Source organism: Nocardia miyunensis NBRC 108239 (genome assembly GCF_001613065.1).
In the GTDB taxonomy this organism is placed as follows: domain Bacteria; phylum Actinomycetota; class Actinomycetes; order Mycobacteriales; family Mycobacteriaceae; genus Nocardia; species Nocardia miyunensis.
Window position 1 is genome coordinate 73532 of sequence record NZ_BDBQ01000001.1, and the last position, 18899, is coordinate 92430.

Annotated in this window: 15 protein-coding genes and 1 pseudogene; 3 read left to right on the plus strand and 13 right to left on the minus strand. The window is 65.5% G+C overall.

Translation table 11 applies throughout. From position 1 onward, the window contains the following. Positions 1-3: 3 nt before the first annotated feature. Both NM2_RS00340 and NM2_RS00345 read right to left on the minus strand, forming a co-directional pair. Positions 4-1950 carry an AMP-binding protein gene (locus NM2_RS00340; protein WP_067662166.1) on the minus strand — a complete coding sequence of 649 codons (1947 nt, stop codon included), beginning with the start codon at positions 1948-1950 and terminating at the stop codon, positions 4-6. A gap of 13 nt (positions 1951-1963) precedes the next feature. Then, complete coding sequence (locus tag NM2_RS00345; protein ID WP_067663187.1) at positions 1964-3151, minus strand: acyl-CoA dehydrogenase family protein; 1188 nt, start codon at positions 3149-3151, stop codon at positions 1964-1966. A 67-nt stretch (positions 3152-3218) separates the two neighbouring features. On the opposite strand from NM2_RS00345, the gene NM2_RS00350 reads away from it, so the two are divergent. Next, positions 3219-3680: an FAS1-like dehydratase domain-containing protein gene (locus NM2_RS00350; protein WP_067663190.1), complete on the plus strand. Its 462-nt coding sequence runs from the start codon at positions 3219-3221 to the stop codon at positions 3678-3680. After that, on the plus strand, positions 3680-4096 hold the full coding sequence (locus NM2_RS00355) for a MaoC family dehydratase (RefSeq protein ID WP_067662170.1): 417 nt from the start codon (positions 3680-3682) through the stop codon (positions 4094-4096). Before NM2_RS00350 ends, NM2_RS00355 begins: the two co-directional genes overlap by 1 nt. Positions 4097-4195: 99 nt before the next feature. Here NM2_RS00355 and NM2_RS00360 read toward each other — a convergent pair whose 3' ends face one another. From NM2_RS00360 to NM2_RS00370, 3 genes are read right to left on the minus strand one after another with little or no spacing between them, the layout of a single operon-like run. After that, on the minus strand, positions 4196-5173 hold the full coding sequence (locus NM2_RS00360; RefSeq protein WP_067662173.1) for a quinone oxidoreductase family protein: 978 nt from the start codon (positions 5171-5173) through the stop codon (positions 4196-4198). After that, positions 5170-5973, minus strand: a complete 804-nt coding sequence (locus NM2_RS00365) for a PaaI family thioesterase (protein WP_067662176.1) — start codon at positions 5971-5973, stop codon at positions 5170-5172. The genes NM2_RS00360 and NM2_RS00365 overlap by 4 nt, the downstream gene beginning before the upstream one ends. Next, positions 5970-7664, minus strand: a complete 1695-nt coding sequence (locus tag NM2_RS00370; RefSeq protein WP_067662179.1) for an AMP-binding protein — start codon at positions 7662-7664, stop codon at positions 5970-5972. The genes NM2_RS00365 and NM2_RS00370 overlap by 4 nt, the downstream gene beginning before the upstream one ends. Positions 7665-7944: 280 nt before the next feature. Here NM2_RS00370 and NM2_RS00375 point away from each other — a divergent pair. After that, positions 7945-9395: pseudogene (locus tag NM2_RS00375) on the plus strand (aldehyde dehydrogenase). 148 nt (positions 9396-9543) lie between these two features. Here NM2_RS00375 and NM2_RS00380 read toward each other — a convergent pair. From NM2_RS00380 to NM2_RS00415, 8 genes are all read right to left on the minus strand, one after another. Then, positions 9544-10434 (minus strand): HpcH/HpaI aldolase/citrate lyase family protein, encoded by an 891-nt coding sequence (locus tag NM2_RS00380; RefSeq protein ID WP_067662182.1) that lies wholly within the window; start codon positions 10432-10434, stop codon positions 9544-9546. Next, the gene (locus NM2_RS00385) at positions 10431-10883 is read right to left on the minus strand and encodes a MaoC family dehydratase (RefSeq protein ID WP_067663193.1); all 453 of its coding nucleotides are present in this window, start codon (positions 10881-10883) and stop codon (positions 10431-10433) included. Before NM2_RS00385 ends, NM2_RS00380 begins: the two co-directional genes overlap by 4 nt. A 192-nt stretch (positions 10884-11075) precedes the next feature. Further along, positions 11076-13010: an AMP-binding protein gene (locus tag NM2_RS00390; protein WP_067662185.1), complete on the minus strand. Its 1935-nt coding sequence runs from the start codon at positions 13008-13010 to the stop codon at positions 11076-11078. Positions 13011-13069: 59 nt separating this feature from the next. Then, positions 13070-13891: an SDR family NAD(P)-dependent oxidoreductase gene (locus NM2_RS00395; RefSeq protein WP_084530332.1), complete on the minus strand. Its 822-nt coding sequence runs from the start codon at positions 13889-13891 to the stop codon at positions 13070-13072. 33 nt (positions 13892-13924) lie between these two features. Next, on the minus strand, positions 13925-15082 hold the full coding sequence (locus tag NM2_RS00400; protein ID WP_067662188.1) for an acyl-CoA dehydrogenase family protein: 1158 nt from the start codon (positions 15080-15082) through the stop codon (positions 13925-13927). A 252-nt stretch (positions 15083-15334) separates the two neighbouring features. Beyond that, positions 15335-16207: an acyl-CoA dehydratase activase gene (locus NM2_RS00405; protein WP_067662191.1), complete on the minus strand. Its 873-nt coding sequence runs from the start codon at positions 16205-16207 to the stop codon at positions 15335-15337. 26 nt (positions 16208-16233) lie between these two features. Continuing rightward, positions 16234-17610, minus strand: coding sequence for a 2-hydroxyacyl-CoA dehydratase subunit D (locus tag NM2_RS00410; protein WP_067662194.1), 1377 nt, complete (start codon positions 17608-17610; stop codon positions 16234-16236). Positions 17611-17656: 46 nt separating this feature from the next. Continuing rightward, positions 17657-18826, minus strand: coding sequence for a 2-hydroxyacyl-CoA dehydratase subunit D (locus NM2_RS00415; protein WP_067662197.1), 1170 nt, complete (start codon positions 18824-18826; stop codon positions 17657-17659). Positions 18827-18899: the final 73 nt, after the last annotated feature.

The following is an 18899-nucleotide window of genomic DNA, read 5'->3' on the forward strand; positions in this document are numbered from 1 at the left end:
TCCTCAGCTGATAGTCGGGCGGTGGACGAGATCACGGATGGCGACCACGGCCTCGGGATTCTCCGCACCCGACAGATCGCCGGGGTCGGCATCGATGGCGGCAGCACGGACGGCGCGCCGCAGGATCTTGGCCGAGCGGGTCTTGGGCAGCGCCTCGACCATCCACACCTTCGCCGGCGCGAACGGCTTGCCGACACCGGTCGCGACCAGTTGCCGCAATTCGTCGGACACTCCCTCGGTGTCGGCGCCCTTGCGGGGCACCCAGAAGGCCCAGACGGTCTCGCCCTTCCGGGGGTCCGGAACACCGACGGCCGCGGCCTCGGCGACCGCCGGGTGCGTGGTCAGGACGGCCTCCACCTCGGCGGGGGCCAACCGCTTACCCGCCACGTTCATCACATCGTCGGACCGGCCGAGGATGTACCACTGCCCGTCCTCGTCGGCACGCGCATAGTCGCCGTGGCACCAGATCCCGGGGAAGGTGGACCAGTAGGACTCCAGGTAGCGTTCCGGGTCGCGCCACACCCCGCGGGTCATCGCGGGCCACGGTTGCCGGCACACGAGTTCACCGATGGTCCCACGCAGCGACTGCCCCTTGTCGTCGACCACGTCGACGTCCATGCCCAGCGATGGGCCGCCCAGTGAACAGCTCGGGATCGGCTCCACCGGGTAGGGCGCGAGGAACGACCCGCCCACCTCGGTACCGCCCGAGAAATTGATCACCGGAACCCGGCCACCGAAAACATCCCCGGCGAGCCAGTCGTAGGAATCGGGATCCCACGGCTCACCGGTGGAGCCCAGCGTGTGCACCGAACTCAGATCCCGCTCAGCGATCTCGGCGAGCGGCGTGGCCTTCAGGGCGCGGATGAGCGTCGGCGAGACGCCGAGCATCGTGATCCGGTGCCGCTGAACGAGATCCCACAGTCGGCAGGAGTCCGGGACATCGGGCGAACCCTCGTAGAGCACCAGAGTCGCGCCGTTGGCATGAGTTCCGAAGGCCGCCAGCGGGCCCATGACCCAGCCCATGTCCGTGATCCAGCAGAACGTGTCGCCCTCGTTGATGTCGAACGAGTAGGCCACCTCGGTGGCGACCTTGATGGTGAATCCGGCGTGAGTGTGGACCGCCCCCTTCGGCTTGCCCGTCGTACCGGAGGTGTAGCCAAGCATCAACGTCTGCATGGCGGGGAAGGGACGGAACTCGTGAGGCGCGGCGTCGACGAGTGCACCCCAAGGCGTCACAGTGACGTTTGCGCCGTTGAAATCCATTGCGCCACCGATATTTTCGACCGTGATCACCGAGCGAACCGACGGCGACCGCTCGAGCGCCTTCGCGAGTTCACCCGCCATCGCGACCTTCCGGCCGCGGCGAAGCGTCCCGTCCGCGACGATCACCGCCTTGACCTCAGCGTCGTTGAGCCGCGAGGCGATGGCCGGAGCGGCGAAGCCGGAGAACAGCGGCACGATGATCGCGCCGATTCCGGCGGCGGCGTAGCAGGCGACGACCGCCTCGGGAATCATCGGAAGATAAATGGCGACGGTGTCACCCTCGCCCACTCCGAGATCGGCCAGCCCGGTCGCGACCCGGCCGACCTGCTCGGCGAGTTGGCCATAGGTGATCGTCCGGGCGGACCCGTCCTCCGCCTCGTGGATGATGGCGGGCCGATCAGCACTGCGCTCCAGCCAGCGAGTGATGCAGGCGTCGACCGCGTTGAAGGCGCCGCCCACGAACCAGTCGGGGAATTCGACGCCCTTCGACAGATCCAAGACCGATTCGTACGGCGTCGCGAACGGGATGCCCAGCTCGGTGATCGCGGCGTCCCAGTACCAGGACACATCCGCGGTCGATCGCCGCCGGAGTTCACCGATCGAATCGATACCGTGTGCTCGCGCCAACCGGGTGACGTTCGCGTTCTCGATGTACTCGGGTGTCGGGTTCCACACGTAGGTGCTCATCACGCCGTCTTTCTCAGCTTCGGGGCATTCCGAGCACGCGCTCGGCAGCGATGCTGCGTTGGATGAAGGTCGAGCCGCCGGCGATGGCGGTTCCTCGTGCCTGGTAGGCCAGGCGCAGCCACCGCTGCTGATCTCGATCGGTGGACTCGGGGTCGTCCGCGAGGCCGAACTGCCCGCCGAATTCGGCCAATTCGAGGCCGAAGTCCGCGATGTCCTCGACCAGCGGGCAGAAGTAGAGCTTGCCGATGGAGGTGACGGGCCCCGGGGGCTGACCCGACGCGGCGCCGGTGATGACTCGCTGACCGATGAGGTAGTGGGTCAGCGCGCGGCCGTAGAGATCAGCGATGTGCTGGCGCACCTCGGGCTTCTGGCTCAGCGGATCGCCCTGCTCATCGGTCTTCTGTTTGATCTGTTCGATGAGATCGCCGACCGCACCGGTGGTGTTGACTCGTCCGGTCGCGATGCCGACTCGTTCGAAGGCCAACGTTCCCATGGCGACTTTCCACCCGCCGTCGACCGAGCCCACGACGGCCTCGTCCGGCAGGAAGACATCGTCGAGGAATACCTCGTTGAACTCCGCTTCGCCGAGCATGTGCGCCAGGGGGCGCACCGTCACCCCCTGCGACGACATCGGCAACAGGAAGTAGGTGATGCCCTTGTGGCGATCACCACCGCCGGTGCGGGCCAACAGGATCGCGTTGTCGGCGATCTGCGCGCGCGAGGTCCAGATCTTCTGACCTTGGATTTTCCACCCGCCATCGACCTTGGTCGCCTTGGTGCGCAGCGACGCGAGGTCCGAGCCCGATTCCGGTTCGGAGAACAGCTGGCACCAGATCTCGGCACCCTCGAGGATCGGCTTCAGATAACGCTGCTTCTGCGCATCGTCACCGAAGGCGACGATGGTGGGGCCCGCGAAGTCCTCGCCGATGATGTTGAGTCGTTCGGGCGCTCCGGCCCGATCCATCTCCTCGTTGAAGATCGCCTTGATCTTCGCGTCCGCACCAGCGCCACCGAATTCGGCAGGCCACGACAGGCCCGCGAAACCCGCCTCGAACAGCTTGAGCTGCCACACCGACCAGAACTCGCGTTTGTCCTCGAGCCGCGCCGGTTCCGGCCACGGCAACGTCGGCAGGGTCTCGGTCAGCCAGTCACGAATCCGGGTTCGGAACCGCGCTTCGTCCGGCGAATCGCTCAGATCCATCTCCACCTCCACGTGTTTACGGACCAACGTTACAATAGGTCAGACCAAAAAATCCAGGGAGGTGACCATGACAAGCTCCTCAGCTCGGGAGCTGACCATCGGCAGCGTCCTCGACGTCGTATCGTTCGAGGTGGAGGCCGGGAAAGTACGAGAGTTCGCCGGGGCCACGCATACGGCCGATCCGGTTCATACCGATGCGGAAGCCGCTGCCGCAGCAGGGTTTTCGAATGTCCTCGCAACTCCGACCCATGTGGTCGTCGCCGGCCACCATCGAGATCAGAAACAATTCGTCCAGGCGCTCGGACTGGCGATCGAACGAGTAGTCGTGGGCTCGGTGGAGTGGCACTACGCCCGTCCGCTGGTCGCGGGCGACCGGTTGACCGGCACGCGGCGTATCGCGGACGACACCACCCGCGAAGGCAAACGCGGCGGCACCATGCGGCTGGTCACCCTGGAGACCCTATGGGTCGACGAATCGGGCGACACCGCGGTCACACAGCGTGAAGTCCTGATCGAGAGAGGCGCATGATGACCCGACCACCGACGACGCTGACACCCGGCCAGCACCTCGAGACCAAGCGGATCGGGCCGATAACCCAGACCGACATCGTCCGATTCGCCGGTGCGGGTGGAGATTTCAATCCACTGCACCACGATCGCGACTACGCTGTGCGAGCCGGACTACCCGGCGTCATCTCGATGGGACAGATGCAGGCCGGAATGCTGGCGGCGTGGGTCGCCGACCTGGTTCACGTCGAGCACCTGCTCACCTACTCGGTCCGATTCGCTTCTCCGCTGAGTATCGGAGAGACGCTCGAACTCGGGGGGACGGTCGAGGCGATCGACTCCACCAACGCCACCGCGACGTTGTCGCTGCACGCGAAGGCCGCCGATCGAGTGGTGATCACCGGCAGCGCGCAAGTGCGAGTCTTGTTGCCCCAGTGACGTTCTGATACATCGTCTTCGAACGGAAAATTCCGGGACAGACGGCGCGCCACCGCTGCGACGCGCCGTCTGCGTCCCCCGGATCGACCGGGTGGGCACTCAGGGAATGAGCACAATCTTGCCGAACAGACCACCCGACTCCAGCCGACGATGCGCCTCGGCAGCATCGGTCAACGGGTAGGTCGCGGCGATGGCCGGTGGTGCAACCGTCCCGGTCGCGACGAGGTCGAGCAACCCCCCGAAGTCCTGCGGCGAGCCCATCGTGGTGCCGAGCAGGCTGTACTGACCGAAGTAGAACCCCCGCACATCCATATCTGCGCGTTCGGCGACGTTGGCGCCCAGGACCACGATCCGTCCACCCGGCCGCAGCGCCTGAACCGAACGCTCCCACAGCCCGACCGGATCGAGAATCACATCGAACCCGTCACCCTCCGGCGCAAGGACCTTCGCCTGCATCGGCCAGGTGTCGTCGCTGTGCAGCACTCCCCCGGCTGCGCCGTTGTCACACGCCCGGGCCAGCTTCGCCTCCGATGAGGCGGTCACGAACACCTCGGCGCCCACGGCCTTCGCCAACGACAGCGCCATCGTGGCCACACCGCCGCCCGCTCCGATGATGAGCAGCGATTCACCCGCGCGCAGTCCGGCCCGGGCGACCAGCGCGCGATAGGAGGTGACACCGACGAGCGACAACGCCGCCGACTCCTCCCATGAATAGCCGAAAGGCTTGGGAGCCAAGCATTCCTCCGGCACGCATACACGCTGCGCGTAGGTTCCCGGAATCCGGTCGCCCAGAATTTCGAACTCCGGCGAAGGCGCCGCCGGCCGGTCACCCCAGAACAGCGACGGGAGCAGGACTACTTCTTCTCCGGTGTCGGTGCGCACACCGGCGCCGTCCGCGCCGGGGGTGTGCGGCAGGGGCGAGCGGTATTGCCCGCGCCGCACGAGCACGTCGTGCCAATTCAATGCACTCGCTCGCAGGTCGACCGTCACCCACCCCTCCCGCGGAATCGGCTCGTCGACCTCGCGAGGCGAGAGTTGTTCCGGGCCACCGTATTCCGACATCACGATGGCTTTCACGAGCTCACCCGCTGCGCTGTCACCGTCGCGATCGCACACGCCTTGCCCGTTGCGCCCGTGGCGACCACGCGCACCACGGACAGGGATCGACCGACATGCATCACCTCGGTGCGGAAGGTCGTCGGATCGTCCGCACTGCCGGGCCGGACGAACGCCATATCGATGCTCGTACTACGCAGGTCCCCATCGGCACCCAGGGCCGACATCGCGGCGAACTCCGCCCCGCAGATCAGGATCCCGCCGTGAATTTTGCCGATCCCGTTGGCCGCCAACGCCGTACCGGGCAATTCCACGACCCCTCGGGCTGTCTCGCGGATACCCAGCGCCGTGCGGATGCACACCTCGTCCGGTGGCGCCTCGAAGGGGACCGCGGGGGCGGTCGGGGGGCCGTCCACCGGAATCAGATGCGACCTCTGGGTGATCAGGGCGATCACCGCCCCGGTGCTGTCGGTCACTGTTCCCCGCGTCGTGCCGCCTCGCTCATCGCGCGCGACCAACTCTCCGGTCACAACCAGTTCCGATCCGTCGACCGGCGGGTCGGCGACCAGGTCGATTCGAAATCCGAGGCTGACCGGCCAGCTGTGCCGAGGCGAGCCGCTCGCGACGATATACCCGGTGACGTCGTCGAGCGGCACCGCCATCGCTCCCCGGGCGAAGCCCGCTACCGGATCCCGCAGCCAGGGGCCCGATTCGACCCTCAACTCCGCCCATTCCGACGACAGATCAACCGGCTTCACTCGGACCAGGGCCTCGGCTCCGTTGATGACGAAGTCCGGGGTGGTCGGCGGGGTGCGGCTCAATGGGCACCCGCCGCCGTGGGCTGGTTCAGCTCCGCGGCGATCTGCATCCGCAAGATGTGTTTCTGGATCTTTCCGGTCGCCGTCATCGGCAGCTGATCGACAACAACGACACGCTCCGGCGTCTTCTGGATCGCAACGCCTCGATCGGTGAGATAGGTGCGCAGTTCCTCGACGGTGGGCGCCAGGTGCCCGGGCCTCGCGACCACGAAACAGCACACCTTCTCGCCGAGCCGCTCGTCGGGCATGCCCACCACAGCCAGTTCAGCCAGGTCCGGATGCTCGGCAAGCTTGTCCTCGATCTCGCGAACGCTGATGTTCATACCACCGCGAATCACGATGTCCTTGGTGCGGCCGGTCACCCGGACGAATCCGGTCGCGTCCATGATCCCGAGATCGCCGGACCGAGAGAAGCCGTCCGGTGTGAAGAGTTCGGCGGTCTCATCCGGGCGGTTGAGGTACTCGATCATGTGCGAGGGACCGCGATAGGCGACATCACCCTCCGCGCCGCGCGGAACCTCGATGCCGTCCGGGCCGACGATCTTCACCTCGGCCCCGGGCAGGGCCGCGCCGTCCGATGTGATCGCTCGCAGGGGATCGCCCTGGACACGACACGTGGTCGTGGTGAGATTCTCGCTGCGGCCGTACAGCGACAGCACGTTGGTCGTCGGCAACTGGGCTTTGGCGTGCTCGACCACGGCCGCAGGAATGGGCGACCCGGCGCACGTCCACACGCGCAGTGACGACAGGTCCGCCTCGGGATACTCCTCGGCTGCGGTGATCAAGGTCTGCAGGAAGGTCGTCGCGGTGACCGCGGCGGTGCATCCGTACTTCTGGATGGCGGCGAGTCCCTTGACCGGGCTCCACTCGTCCATCAAATGCGACGCCGCTCCCGCGATCAACGGGATCAGCACACTCGTGACCAGGCCCGTGGTGTGGGTGATCGGCGACGGGCCGAACTGCACGTCGGATTCGGTGTGCCCGAACGCGATCACCAACGCTCGCGCACCGGACGCATACGTATTGAACGTGTGCACGCACCCCTTCGGGCGAGAAGTCGTCCCGGAGGTGTAGACGATGACGAACGGATCATCGGGGTGAACCCGGATGTCGAGCGTCGCATCGATCTCCGCGGGATCGGCATCATCGATGATCAGATCTTCCAGCACCGCGATGTCGCGCTCGAGCAACGACCCACGCTGGTCTTCCGGCGCGCGCACCGCAACGATGGCACGCAGGGTGTCCGAGGTCGCGCGAATCTCCTCGAACATGGACAGGTAGTCGAAGCCCTTGAACTCTGCCGGTGCGATCACCATCCGGATCGAGGCGTCCGAAACCACGTGCGAGACTTCGTCTTTGCGGTAGATCGGCATGACCGGCACCAGCACCGCGCCGATCCGCGACAACGCCCCCGCGACCACGACGAAGGCGGCCCAGTTGGGTAGCTGAACGGCCACCCGGTCACCGGCAGTCAAGCCGTACCGATGCAGTCCGAGGGCGAGCCGCTGAGACGAGTCGTACAGCTCCGCGAAGGTGAGCGCGTAGGTGCCGTCGGTCAGGAAAACCTTGTCCGGGTTCGCTTCGGCGCGTGAACGCAACAGTTCGCTGAAGTTGACGTCAGCCCACTGTCCGCTCGCGTAGAACTGCTCGATCTGCGCCGGGGTGTATCTGCCGAGGTTTCGCTCGCTGGTCATGGTGCCCGTCCTCTACCGGTGTATCGCACTTCGTCCAAAGATTAGAATGGTTAGACCTAATAGCGCAACCGTCTTCGGAGATCCGCGTCACACTCGAGCATTCGTCGGGCAACCAGACCGACCGACTCGGACCGAATCTCCGTCACACAGCGACGGTCATCACTATTTGGACAGACCAAACATACCATTGCGATAGCTGCCAATTTGGACCATTCTGTGGAGTGACGCCGTTCACAGCCCGGCAGAGGCCCGGTGGCGGGCAAAGCAAACGAGGAGTGAGATGACGACGATCGACTACCGCGAGCTCTATATCGATGGAGAATGGCGCAGCCCGGCGACCAGCGACACCATCACGGTGACCTCCCCCACCACCGAGCAGGTGATCGGCGCCGTCCCCGCCGCGTCTCATGACGATGTCGACCGCGCTGTCACAGCTGCCCGGAAAGCCTTCGACGACCCGGAAGGTTGGTCGAGCTGGCTTCCCGAGCAACGTGGAGAAGTCCTGGAGCGCTTCGCATCCGAACTCGAGGCCCGCGCCGCCGAGACGGCTCGGCGCGTATCGCTGCAGAACGGAATGCCGCTCTGGCTGGCGGAGCAGTACGAGGGTGCGTTCCCGGCCATCCTGGTCCGCTACTTCAGCAAGATGATGATCGACTCACCGGTCGTGGACCAGCGGGTCGGCATGCTCGGAGGAACCGCGAGGGTCACCCGTCATCCCATCGGCGTGGTGGCCGCGGTCGTGCCGTGGAACGTCCCGCAGGGCATCACCTTCCTCAAGCTCGCCCCTGCGCTCGCCGCAGGCTGCACCGTCGTGCTGAAGCCTGCCGAAGAAACCGTGCTGGACGCCTTGCTCATGTGCGAAGCCGCGGCTGCGGCGGGCTTGCCTCCCGGTGTCCTCAACGTAGTTCCGGGAGGTCGCGAGATCGGCGCCTACCTGGTCGAGCGTCCGGGGGTCGACAAGGTGTCGTTCACCGGCTCGACCTCAGCCGGAAGCAAGATCGCGGAAACGTGCGGAAGACTGCTGCGCCCGGTCACCTTGGAACTCGGCGGCAAGTCGGCCGCTATTCTGCTCGACGACGTCGACCTGAACGCCTCCCTCGAATCGCTTTTCGCAGTGACGTTCCTGAACAACGGTCAGATCTGCTGGCTCAACACCCGCGTCCTGGCGCCCCGGTCGCGGTACGACGAAATCGTCGACGCCCTTACCGATTTGGCTCGATCCCTGCGGATCGGCGATCCCCTACCAAGACCAAGATCGGCCCGCTGGTGTCGGCCCGACAACGGGAACGGGTCGAGAGCTACATCGCGAAAGGCAAGAGCGAGGGCGCACGACTCACGACCGGCGGCGGCCGACCCACTGGTATCGAGACCGGATTCTTCTTGGAGCCAACGGTTTTCGCGGATCTGGACAACACCGCAACCATCGCGGGCGAAGAGATCTTCGGCCCGGCGCTCAGTGTGATCCCGTTCGGCGACGAGAGCGAGGCCATCGCGATCGCCAACGACAGCGAATACGGGCTCGGCGGATCAGTCTGGTCGTCCGATGTCGAGCACGCGACCGGTATCGCCGCCAGGGTCAAGTCCGGCACTGTGGGCGTCAACCACTACGCGAACGACCCTGTCGCCCCGTTCGGCGGCATCAAGAAGAGCGGCCTGGGGCGGGAGCTCGGACTCGAAGGTCTGCACACCTTCCAGCACCTGCACACTGTCTATCTGCCACCGACAGCCTGACTCCGGAACGGCTCGCCCTGATTGTGACTCTCGAGGATCACGAGCGGGCAGGCCGTGATCGGCACTCCAGCCGGATCAGCGCCTCTCCCCCATTCGGAGAAAGGCGCTGGTCTCCCGTCGACCAACCCTCGCGGTTGCCGCGGGTGTGTTATTCCGATTGCCCCAGACCCGCCAGTGCCAGAACTCGCTGCGCCTGCTTCAGGTGTGGCAGATCGAGCATCTTGCCGTCCAGCGCAACGGTTCCCACATCCGCCGAGAACGCCTCGACCACACGCTGAGCGAAGTCGACCTCGTCGACCGTCGGCGTGAACGCGGCGTTGATCGTGTCGACCTGACCGGGGTGAATCGCGATCCGGCCGCTGAACCCCTCGGCGCGGGCACGTCGCGAGGACTCCGCGAGGCCCTGATCATCCCGGATGTCCACGTACAGCGTCTCCACGGCTTCGACGTCCGCGGCACGCGCGGCGATCAATGCCAGCGATCGCACCAGCTGGTAGGTGGTGGCCCACTCACCGGTCGGCCCCAGATTGGTCGAGGCGCCCAGGACGGCGCTGAGATCTTCTGCGCCCCAGGTGAGTCCGTACAATCGGTCGATACCGGCATCGGCGAATTCACCCAGCCGGAATGGCGCGCGCGCCGTCTCGGTGGCCACGGGCAGCACACGGATTCGTCCGCACTCGAGACCGTGCGCGGCTTCCAGCGCCTCGAGATAGTGGTGCACGCGCACTACATCTCGCGGGCCATCGATCTTGGGGATCATGATCCCGGCCGGCCGCGAAGCGACGACCGCGGCCAGATCCGACAGCGCGTGCTCGGTCCCGAGGGGATTCATCCGCACCCACAGTTGCGGACCGCTCCCGGCGGCGGGATGAGCGGCGATGAATTCCGCGACGAGCTCGCGCGCCAGCGGCTTGCGGGGCGCGCTGACGGCGTCTTCGAGATCCAGGATCACCGCGTCCGCGGACGAATCGGCGATCTTCGCGAGCTTCCTGTCGCTGTCGCCAGGTACGAACAGGAACGAGCGGATCGGCGTGGTCACTGCGGCCTCCTGCGCTGCAGACCCGATCGCTTGCAGGAGGCGACCAGCTCGTCGTGCTGATTGAACGCCTGGTGCAGGAACACCACGATGCCCTGGTCCGGCCGCGATTTGGAGTCCCGCAGTTCGAGTACCTCGGTCACGACGTGGATCGTGTCGCCATGGAACAGCGGTTTGGGGAAACGGACCTCGTCCCAGCCGAGGTTCGCCACGGCCGTGCCCAGCGTCGTGTCGCCGACCGAGATGCCGACCATGAGCCCGAGGGTGAACGCGCTGTTGACGATCCGCTGACCGAACTGCGTCCCCTTCATGTACTCCTCGTCGAGGTGCAGCAACGCCGGATTGTGCGTCATAGCGGTGAACAGGACGTTGTCCGTCTCGGTGACCGTCCGTCGGATCGGATGCTCGAACCTCTGCCCCACCGACAATTCGTCGAACCATACGCCAGCCACGGTGTTTACCTCCATGTCGAACAATAAAAGTATTATGGTACGACCAATTATATTAGCAGACCTGTGCCAGTTGCTTCGGGTCCGCCGATGCGGGATCCTCGCCGGTCACCGCTGTAGCGGGTGGCACGGATCAGTGGGTGTCGAAACCGCGCACGGCCATGCCGCACGCGGTGTTCGACCGGCCGACGTGATTCATCGGCCCGGCTGCGCCTCCGAGTCGACGACGTCGATCTGGGAATCGAATTCGTAGGTGCTCAGGGCGCGACGCACGTCCGCCGCACCAGCGGCGAGTTCACCTGCATCCCCGAACAATTCGACGATGACGCGCAACCGGCGACCGGTGTTGTCCACCCGCACCTCACTGCGGACACCATCCGGGAACGCGGCCGCGACGCGGGCATGCACCTCACCCTCGGTCGCCATAATCCGAAGTGCGGGCTTGGCGAGCTTGCCCACGGGGGTGAGCGGCAACTCGTCGAGCACGATCACTTCGACGGGGGTGGCCGCGCGCTCTTGCACCTGCTCGCGGCAGAATGCCATCAACTCCCCCGGTTCGACCGAGGTTCCGGTGTGCAGTTGCACGTAGGCGATCGGCAGCTCTCCCTTGCTCGCGTCCGGTTTACCTACCGCCGCAACGAGTTCCACGGCCGGATGCCGGTCGAGCGCGTACTCGATCTCACGCGGGTCGATATTGTGTCCGCCGCGGATGATCAGGTCCTTGGCTCGGTTGGACACCCAGACGAAGCCGTCCTCGTCGACGCTGCCGACATCGCCACTGTCCACCCACTTCTGCCCGTCGGGCATACCCTTCACGAACAGAACGGTGTTCAGGTCTTCGTTGAGGTATCCCCTGCCGATACTGACTCCGCCGACCAGCAGTGATCCTCGCTCGTTCGGTCCGCACACTCGCACCACATTGTGGTTCTCGTCCAGTTCGACGGCGGCGACCCGGCAGAACGGCAGGGGCCGCCCCGCCGATCCGATGCGGGGTTCATGGTCGTCGTTCGGGTGACCGGTCATGGTGCCGTGCACTTCGGTCATGCCCCAGTTCTCCCGGAGCCAGACACCGAAACGCTCGTGGAACGCACGCACCAATTCCGTCGGCACAGTACTGCCGCCGACGTGGAAGTCCTCGATCCGATGACCGGCCGAGTCGGCGCCGGGGGCGCTGAGCAGCGCTTGAGCGGTCGTCGGTGTGGACATCACCGACGTCATCCGGAAATGACGCGCGATGGCCCAGAACTCCTCGACGACCTGCTTGTTGCGGAAGCCCTCGGAGGTGAGCGTGAGCAGGGTCTGGCCGTACAGCAGGCACCGCAGACCGAGGGAAACGCTGCCACCGCAGTGGAAATTCGGCATGCCGTGCCCCACCACGCCATCGGGGGACGGACCCATGAGAGCACCGACGTTCCAGACCACGGCCAGCTGACCGAACTGGGTCATCCGGACGAGTTTCGGCGTACCCGTCGTCCCCCCGGTAGGCATCATGACCGCGTCGCGGTGTGGATCGGTGTCACGCTCGAAGGTGAAGCCTTGTCCCGCGTATCGCGCCATCGCGGTGGCGAGGTCGTCCGGACCGCCGTCGGCGCCGACGTAGAAGACCGTCCGCAAGGTCGGAACGGCTCGGCGGAGGACGTCGCTGTCGCCACCACAACGGGTCTCGATCACCTCGCGGGTGGTGACCAGTGTGGTGCACCGTGTGTCGTTCATGATCCGGATCACCGCCGGCACCTCGAGGAAGGGGTTCAGCGGCACCGCCACTCCGGCGGTCGCCCCTCCCCAGATCGAGAAGAGCCCTTCGGGCAGCATGGGCAGCAGCACCGCCACCACACTCGGTGCGCCACCGGCCGCATGGTGGAACACGTTCGCGGTCTGTTCGACCGCTTCGGCGAGTTCCCGGTAGGTGACCGTTCGAACCGGCTCGAGCAGATTCGGCGGCTCCAGCGCGATGATCGCGCTCTTGTCCGGATGTTCCGCCGCGGCGGCGCGGAACGCGTCGTAGAAGGTGGCCCCGGCACGCAATTCATCGGGAGAGAATTCCTGCTCGATGCGCTCGATATCGGCACAGCTGGTTATCCGGCGACGGACGATGCGAGTAGCTGCGGGACTGGACGGAGTGGACGCCATTGGCCAGGGCCTTTCACTGCTGGAAAAAATGACTGGCGGCGGATATTCCGCCGATGGCCTCAGGCCACCGAGATTCCGCCGTTGACACTGACGACCTGGCCGGTGATATTGGCCGCCAACGACGAAGCGAGGAACATGATGGTATTGGCGAGATCCTCGGGCTCGGTCAGGCCCAGATGCGCCTGCGAGGTGATCTTCTCGAAGATCTTCCGGCTGAATTCGAGGTTCATCGCCCGGTCGTAGGATCCGGTGTTCGCGATCAGCGACGGGGTGATCGTGTTGACCCGCACACCGTAACGCTTCGCTTCGACCGCTAGCGTGCGGGAGAACGTCACGATCGCCGCCATCGCCGCACCGATGATGCATTCGCCCGGGGTGGGCACCTTCGCCGCATCCGAAGCGATATTGATGATCGCGCCGCGTCGCTGCTCCCGCATGATGGGCACCGCGGCGCGACTGGTCAGCATCGGGCCGAGCGCCTGCTGCATGAGCATGCCGGGGATCGCGTCGATATCGGTGTCGTGCAGCAGCGTTGGCTGATAGACCGCGACGGTGGAGTTGACCAGCACGTCCAGGCCGCCCATCCGCCGCGCGGCGTCCGCGACCACCTCGCCGGCGCGCCCGGGGTCGTTGACATCGGCCGACAGAAATTCCGGCTCGCTGGACGGGCTCGCCTCGACTACGGTCTCGACGGCCTGCTTGCCGCGTTGTTCGTTGCGGCCGACCAGCACCAGCTTCCGAGCTCCCGCCCGTGCGAAACCGACCGCGGTGGCCAGTCCGACACCGGAGGTGCCGCCGACCACCATGATCTTCGAGTCGGTGAAATCGAATCCGGTTGCCAGCGCGGGTCGGGGGTGACTGCTGTTCGTATTTTCGCCCATTTTTCTCCTGAAATACCTTTCGTTTCCGTTGTTCTACTTCTTGTTGTAGGGAACGAAGTCTTTCCCATATTTTTCGCGCACGATGATGATTTTCTGAATCTGCGCGGTTCCGTCCGCGATCTCGACCGACATCACATCACGCAGCCGCTGCTCGAAGGGCAGCTCCTGCGAGTAGCCGTAATTGCCGTGCAAAAGCAGACATTCCTTCACTGCCGCGCTGGCGACGAGCGGGCCGTACCATTTCGACATTGCCGCTTCGGCGGTGTGCGGCAGCCCGAGGGTCCGCCCCTCCAGCGCCGAGTAGCAGATCAGCCGGGCCGCCTCCAGGTGCGTGAGATGCTCGGCGAGAGGAAACGATACTCCCTCGAATTTCGCCAGTGGCGCGCCGAAGGCCGTGCGATTACGGACGTACTCCGCCGTCTCGTCGATGGCCGCCTGAGCGGTCCCGATTCCGGTGAGCGCCAGTAGTGGACGGGTGAAATCGAACCCGTTGAGCACCCGGGAGAACCCGCGTCCCTCGGTGCCGAGCAGGTTGCGTGCGGGGATCCGCACCTGGTCGAGGTGCAGGACGCCACGGCCGAGAATGCCCCATCCGGTATCGGGAACGACCGAACGGGCGATCCCGGGGGTGTCCAGCGGCACGAGAAATGCGGAGACCCCGACATCGGTTCCGTCCCGGACAGTGCGCGCGACGACGACGAGGGCCTCGGCGTTGCCGAGCATGGTCACCGATGTCTTCTCGCCGTCGAGCACGTACCCGTCTCCGGTAGCACGCGCCACCGTGCGGATGTTGGCGGCGTCGGACCCGGTTTCCGGCTCGGTCAACGCGAAGCCCACGAAGGTGTCACCGGATACCAAGCGCGGCAACCATTCTGCGACGAGTGCGGGGTCCGCGTGCTGCCGGATCAGCGTGCTCATGAGCATCACCGGGATGGCGATATTGGCGACATTGAAATCGGCGTAGGCCAGCTCCTCCACCGCCAGTCCCGCGGCGACGAAATCCTCTCGCTCCAGCGGGTTGTGGTCCGCACCCGCGAGCAGGCCGTAGATGCCGAGTTCAGCGATCTCGCGGTGCAGACCCCACGGGAAGGTCGAGGATTTGGCGCGGGTCAGATAGCCGGACGCCAGTCTCTTCGCGGCGAAATCGCGTACCGCGTCGCGGATTTCCGTCCGTTCCGAATCCAGATGCATTGTCACGTCCGCTCCCACGATCCGTCTTTTCCGGTGTTACGCCCGGCACAGGTGTGGCTCAGCGGCGACGAAGCCCTTGCGTCGGTTACGCGGTCGCAGAACCGGTCGACGGTGCCACGGAAGGCTGCTGGGGCGAGCCCTGGTGCCATCCTAAACCTATGGTCATATGGATAGACCATATTTTTGGACATAGGTATCGTCAATGTTCCGTTCCTGTGCGAGTGAGCCGAGTAATGAGTGCCGACCGGAGAGTCAGTTCGGACCAGCCGGGCCGGTACAGACGCTACAGTCGCCGCCGCCGACAGTGGCCGAGACCAGCGGCAACGGCTCACCACGTGTACTCGGCGCGGTGGCGTCCCTGGCCAGCAGAGCAGCACCGAACGCACCGGTGATCTGCGGGGCGCGCGGCACGATCACCGGGGTGTCCAGCGCTCGTGCCAGGAATTCGATCGCCGCGGGGTTCTTCGCGACACCGCCGGTCAGCACCACCGGTGTTCGCTTGCCCACGAGCGCGACCAGTCCCAGAATGCGCGCGGCGACCGCGCGGTGCACGGATGCGGCGATATCGGCCGGATCCGCGCCCTCCGCGACCAGCGAGACGATCTCCGTCTCCGCGAACGTCGCGCACATGCTGCTTACCTCCAGATCCGCTGTGCCCCGCAGCGCCAGCGCGCCGATCTGGTCGACCTCGCTTTCCAGCGCCCGCGCCAGGACCTCGAAGAAGCGCCCGGTGCCGCTCGCGCACCGATCGTTCATCGCGAACTCGTCCACCAGGCCGAGATCATCGATGGTGATCGCCTTGCTGTCCTGGCCACCGATGTCGATGATCAGGCGGACATCGGGCTGCCATTCGACGACACCGCGTGCGTGACAGGTGATCTCGGTGAAGGTCCGGTCCACGTCGGGCACGAGTCGGCGCCCGTACCCGGTGCCGACGATGCGGGTGATCTCTTCGGCCCGCAACCCGGCCTCTCCCAGCGCCGCGTCGATCGCACGCCGCATGCCCTGCCTGCTCACCGCGCCCATCTGGACCACACTGGATGCCACCAGCACGGCGTTCTCATCGACGATCGCCGCCTTCGCGGTGGTCGAGCCCAGGTCGACGCCCAAGAAATACGAGCTCATCAGCAAACCCTTCGTGCGCGCTGCGCTCAGGCGATCTGCGCCCTGCTGCGCCGGATATCGATCGACTCGAGCATGGCCTCGAGTCGCGACTGCAGAATCTCGTCCTTGTAGAAGGACGCATCGGCGACATCGCCTTCGAAGAACATCGACGGGATGCCGCGCTCTTTCTGCGCGGAATTACCGAGCAGACGCTGCGGGTTGGTGAAGGCCCGGCAGGTCCGAGACGAATGGAAGACCATGCCGTCGATCCCGTAATCGTCGATATCGCGAAGCATCAGATGCTTCAGGGTCTTCACACCGTGATTCGTCGGGCACAGCAGATAGTGCTGGGCCATGCCGAGCAGCGGGTTCTCGGGGTCGATCAGATGCGGTTCCTGCCAGAAGGCGTTGTGGGTGTAGCGCCCGGCCACCACCGAGACGTCATAGGCGGCGAACTTCTTCGCCAGCCAGCCCAGCTTGTTCCAGTTCATCATGCCGTCGAAATACAGGCGGTAGCGCTCCGACTCGACGCCGCCGACGCCGTTGTCCAGGCGCCATTGGATCTCGTCCTTGACCGCGGCGAAGTAATCGACCAGCTCCTGCCCGGCGGGCAGGAAGTTGATGTGAGCGATATTGGCGATCCAGTCCCAATAGGTGGCCGGGGTCGGCGCGGCCTGGCACAGCGCCATCGCCTCGCGCCGCAGCTCGGAGGCCCGCTTGATGTAGGCCATGTTCTGCCCCAACGCATCCCAGTCGAACGGGCGGCCGGTCTGTCCCTCGATGAACTTGATCAGTTCTTGCAGCTGCTCCGCGACATACCGGGATGCGTCGTCCCATTCCGATCCGGTCAGGTACCCCGCGTCCTTGCTGTTACCCCACAGGAACGGAAGCGAGACGTTGAAGATCGGCACCCGCTTGCCGAAGACCCGGTAGGAGATCTCGTCCCACTGCTGCCCGGTGCTGCACCCGGCGTAGGCATTGACGAAGAAGTCCGGCGCAGGCAGCCGGCTCGCCAGCTCCTGCTGATCGGTCATGCCGACGATGCCGTTCTGTCCCTCCGACGACATCCCGGACTCGCTCGCCTGACGCGACCGCTCGGTCAGCACCGCACAACCCAGATGGGTCCGGGCATAGGAGCACAGTTCGCCGATATAGCCGTATTCCGCACCCGCCTGCTGCGCCGGAACTTCCAGGTGCTGCGCCGCCAGCCGGGCGGAGAACGCCTCGCCGTGCGCCCATTCCAGACCCGCTGCCTGGAAGATCGGATTGACCGCGGAGCCGTTGTACCAGACCACCTGCTGACCGCGTTCGCGGGCGGTGAAGATGTTCTCCCAATAGTCGGCGACCATCTTGCCGCCGGATTTCGTCACGGTGAGCCGGTTGGCCTTGCTCTTCTCGATCGGGTTCTCGGTGATCGTGGTCATTGGTTACCTCCTGTGGACAACGAATCGACGGGCCTGTTCGGCCGCGTCATACCTGAACCGGGACGAGGCGATGCCGCCGGATACGTTCGAGCAACGCCTCGAGTCGGGTGCGGATGGATTCGACCGGAAGACCCTCGTGTTCGGTCTCGATCAGCAGATGCGGGATGCCGCGACCATCGAGCGCCTTGCGCAGCTCCGGATAGAACAGCATGTGCGGTTCGCAGAACTTCGCCATGAGGACGATCACCCCTTCGGCGCCGCTGCGGTCGATCGTGTCGAGCAGATACCCGTCCCAGTCGACATCGTGCTGCACCCTGGTCGGGCACGGCACCGAGACGTTGCGCCGCAGATACCACTGCGACAGCGCCTCGATCGGATCACCTTGTGCGCCAACGTCGGTGGATATGTAACGCATCCCGTGGAACAGGTCGTCGTCGACGACGAGCGCGCCGCATTCCTCGATCAGATCGAGCAGCTCGGTGCGCGGCGCATGACAGAAATGACCGGACAGGTGCAGCCGGACACGCTCGTCCCGCTCGACCGGCACGACGTGCTCGCGCACGATCCTGTTCAGCAGCTCGTTGTGCTCGGCCCGGTCCATGATCATGCTCGATTTGATGAACGCTTGCAGTTGTGAAGCGGTGAAGTTGGCGTCGCCGTCGCGACGTGCGTCGTACAACCTGCGCAGCAGCTGGCGACCGGTATCGAAGAGCCGGATACTCGCCCGAAGATCCTCGTCGGTGATCTGCCTGCCCGCGAATGTCTCCATCTTGCTACGGAATTCGGCCATCTTCGCGTGCACCTGCTCCGGGGTCCACGGCTCGCCCATGGAAGACATGAACTGCCCGAAGTACATCGGCTTGTCCGGCTCGGACTCCCGAGTCACATCGACCGCACCGAGCAATTGGATGCAGTGATCGGCGAGGAAGAAACCGTCGTAGATCTGCAAGCGCCCCTTGGCGGCCTGATCGGCGACACTGCGGGTGTACCCGCAGTAGAACTCGGTCAGCAGGTTGCGACCGACGGTGATCGTCTCCCGGCTCTCCTGAATGATCACCGGCAGCGCGCCGGCGGCGTGTGCGATCTCGGCGGGAAAGTTCATCGGGAACGCACCGACAACCGGTCGCCCGGTTCGCGCCTTCCACGCGGCGACGTAAGCGTCCGGATCGGCAGCGACCTCGACCAGGGTCGAGATCGCTGATTTCGCTTCGTACATCGGCTGGCACCTCGAGTTCAACGGGCTGTATGGGCGGCCGGACACCCGGCGGGCAGGGGGCTGTCCCTGCGTA

What these genes read in the sequence shown, in the direction of transcription:
- NM2_RS00340 (WP_067662166.1), bottom strand. Translation starts at nt 1,950, where the DNA reads ATGAGCACCTACGTGTGGAACCCGACACCCGAGTACATCGAGAACGCG.
- NM2_RS00345 (WP_067663187.1), bottom strand. Translation starts at nt 3,151, where the DNA reads ATGGATCTGAGCGATTCGCCGGACGAAGCGCGGTTCCGAACCCGGATT.
- NM2_RS00350 (WP_067663190.1), top strand. Translation starts at nt 3,219, where the DNA reads ATGACAAGCTCCTCAGCTCGGGAGCTGACCATCGGCAGCGTCCTCGAC.
- NM2_RS00355 (WP_067662170.1), top strand. Translation starts at nt 3,680, where the DNA reads ATGACCCGACCACCGACGACGCTGACACCCGGCCAGCACCTCGAGACC.
- NM2_RS00370 (WP_067662179.1), bottom strand. Translation starts at nt 7,664, where the DNA reads ATGACCAGCGAGCGAAACCTCGGCAGATACACCCCGGCGCAGATCGAG.
- NM2_RS00390 (WP_067662185.1), bottom strand. Translation starts at nt 13,010, where the DNA reads ATGGCGTCCACTCCGTCCAGTCCCGCAGCTACTCGCATCGTCCGTCGC.
- NM2_RS00395 (WP_084530332.1), bottom strand. Translation starts at nt 13,891, where the DNA reads ATGGGCGAAAATACGAACAGCAGTCACCCCCGACCCGCGCTGGCAACC.
- NM2_RS00400 (WP_067662188.1), bottom strand. Translation starts at nt 15,082, where the DNA reads ATGCATCTGGATTCGGAACGGACGGAAATCCGCGACGCGGTACGCGAT.
- NM2_RS00405 (WP_067662191.1), bottom strand. Translation starts at nt 16,207, where the DNA reads ATGAGCTCGTATTTCTTGGGCGTCGACCTGGGCTCGACCACCGCGAAG.
- NM2_RS00410 (WP_067662194.1), bottom strand. Translation starts at nt 17,610, where the DNA reads ATGACCACGATCACCGAGAACCCGATCGAGAAGAGCAAGGCCAACCGG.
- NM2_RS00415 (WP_067662197.1), bottom strand. Translation starts at nt 18,826, where the DNA reads ATGTACGAAGCGAAATCAGCGATCTCGACCCTGGTCGAGGTCGCTGCC.